The organism is Veillonella dispar (assembly GCF_937975875.1).
Classification (GTDB): domain Bacteria; phylum Bacillota; class Negativicutes; order Veillonellales; family Veillonellaceae; genus Veillonella; species Veillonella dispar_B.
Window position 1 is genome coordinate 1 of sequence record NZ_CALJSP010000046.1, and the last position, 3,556, is coordinate 3,556.

Below are 3,556 nucleotides of genomic sequence, written 5' to 3' on the forward strand. Positions count from 1 at the left end.
TATGTACATTATAGTAGTATTGAAGGTAGTGGTAGTGGCGATTCCCAAGGTAAAGGTAGTGTAAGTGCATTAACACCTAGCTTACATGGCCAGTTTAAACTTAACAAAAAAACTAGCATGTATGCTGGCTGGACACGTATCATGAGACCACTTAAAACAGGTGACTATAGTGCAGTTGACGGCGTATACAATACACCATTAGATGACGAAAAAGGCGATGCTTTCACTTGGGGCGTACAACACACATTTGGTAAAGATAACAACACAACTGTTGCTGTTCACTATGATTACACACGCATGAAAAACGCTATTGCTACATTGCCAATCTGGAATAGCACATCTGGTGATTTTGAAAAAACAGCAGTTAATGCTAAAGAAAACAAACAATCTTTCAACATTACAGTGGATCATAAATTGAATAAACATGTAACAATGAGTGCATCTTACTCTCATATGAAGGACAAATGGATGTCTAAAGGTGGCTGGGTTCTCGATCCAAACTGGGGTTATAGCAATAGCGATGATATTAACGTGGCTATTAACAGCTTGCGTCCACAAAACCACTATGCATTGAATATTTCCTATGATAACAAACGCCTATACTCTGGCTTGTTAATTAACTGGTACACTGGCAATAGCGATTATGCATTTACTCATAGACGTTTCTTAATTGTGGATTGGAACCTCAACTATGATGTAACAAAAGATTTAACTGCGTACATTGTAGTGAACAATGTTCTTAACCGCGCATATGAAACAAGCTATAGTGCTTATAATGGTCGTGGTAGTGCGGCTATGCCAGCACGTTCCTTCATGATTGGGGCGAAATATAAATTCTAATGATTAGATTTAGCGCATTAATACTATGTCTATTACTATGCGTAGGCTGTGGTCCTCAGCAGGTGACTGTTGAGGACCATCAGTCTACACCGACGCATATCGAACTACAGCCGCCTGTAACAATCAAGTCCTATGTGCGCCGAGGGGAACCTTTTGAAAGTACATATACGGCAGTACCAGAGCGCGTTGTGGCGATGTGGCAAAATTCCATTGAAACTATCATTGCTCTTGGAGAAGGCGATCGTATTGTAGCGGGTATGGGAATTCCAAATCGTAAATACGTGCGATCAGAATACCGTGAAGCGTATGACAAAATTCCCTATAAGGATATGAAATATGCTAATTTAGAAAGCGTATTGATGATGAAGCCCGATTTACTAGTTGGTTGGCGATCTACTTTCACCAATAAAGGATTACGAACCCCTGCGTTCTGGCAGGCACGAAATGCAAATGTGTATATTGCAGAATCCTCTCTAGGGGCACAATCTGCATTGACCATGGATATGGAGTACCAATATATTCGTGATTTAGGGCGTATCTTTAACCGCAACATGGAGGCAGAAAAGCTGATTCACGATATGGAGCAATCTGTAGCACATACAGTAGCTCAAACGGCTCATGAAAAGACACCAAAAGCATTGTTTGTCGAGGTTGAAGGTAAGCAGTTCCGCTTGTATGGACATAAGACATTAGCTGGTAATATAGGGGATTCCTTGCATGCCAATGTAATTGATACAGATACGCCATCCATTAGTATGGAGGATGTTGTGGAAGAAAATCCAGATGTTATATTCTTGATTGTATCTGATGGTGAATATAGCCAAGCGGATACGATTATGAACTATGTTTTGACACATCCTGGCCTACAAAGAGTAAATGCATTGCGTAATAAGCGAGTTTATTTCTTGCCACTCCTTGCCGTCTATAGTCCTGGTATTCGATTATCCGATGGCATCGATATCGTATCACATGGGTTATATCCAGATCTTTACCCTCAAGGGGTACCCGATTTAATTCATTAATAAAGGAGCAGTATGCTAAAACGTATTGGATATACTGCTGGCGGATTTGTCCTCATAGGGGTGCTAGCATTAGCCATACTATGGGGACTTTCTGTTGGTACAGTACAGTTTTCACTTTCTCAAATTTTCAATATTGTAATAGATCAATTTTCTAGTCCTTTAGCGCTTGATGATCCTATGAATAGTCCAGATCAGACTATTATATGGTTACTGCGTATGCCGCGGCTCTTGATGGCTGCCATTATCGGCGCAGGCCTTGCCGTGTCTGGCGTAATCATGCAAGCTATCGTGAAAAATCCATTGGCGGACCCATATATCTTGGGGATTTCGTCTGGTGCATCTCTCGGTGCTACGGTAGCTATCCTGTTTGGTGTAGGCGTTATGTTCGGAGAAAATTTCGTAGGTGTTATGGCCTTTATTGGAGCTATGGCGATTTCCTTCGGTGTATTATTTATCTCCAACCTGGGGGGCCGACCTAATTCTGTAAAATTAATCTTAGGTGGCTTAGCATTAAGTGCCGTATGTAGTTCTTTCTCTAGCTTTGTAGTGTACTTAGCAGATGATAAGGAAGGCATCCAAACTATTACCTATTGGTTGATGGGGAGCTTTGCAGGTGCTAAATGGGACATGTTGCCTATCATTGCTATCGTTGTTCTTGTGAGCATTCTATTCTTCTGGTCTCAAAGTAGAATTTTGAACATGATGCTTCTCGGTGATGAGGTAGCTATTACCTTAGGTCGAGATTTGCATAGATATCGCCAAGTGTATTTGATTATTAGCTCTCTTATCATCGGTTTTGTAGTGTACGCAGCGGGGATGATTGGCTTTGTAGGCCTTTTAATTCCTCACCTCGTGCGCATGACGATTGGGACCAATCATTGGACATTGATTCCATTCAGTGCATTAGGAGGTAGTATCTTCCTCGTTATTGCAGATGGTCTCTGTCGTTGCATTATTCCTCATGCAGAATTACCAATTGGTATTCTCATTTCTCTCATCGGTGCGCCAACCTTTGTGTACATGTTGGTACGTAAGAACTACGGATTTGGAGGGGAATAATGAACATACAAGCAGATAATATCCAAGTTTCATTTGGAGCTAAAAAAATTCTCCACGATATATCCTTAGATATACGAGATAAGGAGTTTGTTGGTATTATTGGGCCGAATGGTAGTGGTAAAAGCACATTTTTAAAATGTTTATACCGCGTACTGCAACCTAATCATGGAAAAATTTTCTTTGATGGTACAGAAATGAGTTCCTTAAGCCATCGTGACACAGCTTTAAAAATGGCTGTGGTAGCCCAGCATAGTACGGTTAACTTTGATTTTTCCGTTCTTGAAATGGTCCTTATGGGCCGTTCCCCTTATAAAGGGCTACTCGATAGAGATCAAATTGATGACTATGAAATTGCCCGTCATGCGCTGGCTCAAGTCGGCCTTAGTGATTTTGAAAGTCGCAATTTTAATACCTTATCTGGTGGTGAGCAGCAGCGCGTTATCTTGGCGCGTGCTTTAGCACAACGCACAGAATGCCTTGTACTAGATGAGCCTACAAACCACCTAGATATTAAGTATCAGCTCGAGCTGATGACGATTGTAAAACGCCTTGATGCAACAGTGGTGGCCGCTATTCATGATTTAAACTTATGGTTCTGCGGAGCCATCCGTTTTTTCTTATTCGGATCGCATTTT

At 41.3% G+C, this 3,556-nt stretch carries 4 protein-coding genes; all 4 read left to right on the forward strand.

The features are described 5' to 3' along the window. Positions 1-840: TonB-dependent receptor (locus Q7P05_RS02330; RefSeq protein WP_303930243.1), on the forward strand; the 840-nt coding region annotated here is incomplete at its 5' end. Further along, entirely contained in the window at positions 840-1,862 is a 1,023-nt protein-coding gene (locus tag Q7P05_RS02335; protein WP_024065115.1) for an ABC transporter substrate-binding protein, read from the forward strand. The genes Q7P05_RS02330 and Q7P05_RS02335, both read left to right, overlap by 1 nt. Before the next feature lie 12 nt (positions 1,863-1,874). Then, on the forward strand, positions 1,875-2,921 hold the full coding sequence (locus Q7P05_RS02340; RefSeq protein ID WP_303930244.1) for an iron ABC transporter permease: 1,047 nt from the start codon (positions 1,875-1,877) through the stop codon (positions 2,919-2,921). Then, positions 2,921-3,556: ABC transporter ATP-binding protein (locus Q7P05_RS02345; protein ID WP_303930245.1), on the forward strand; the 636-nt coding region annotated here is incomplete at its 3' end. The genes Q7P05_RS02340 and Q7P05_RS02345, both read left to right, overlap by 1 nt.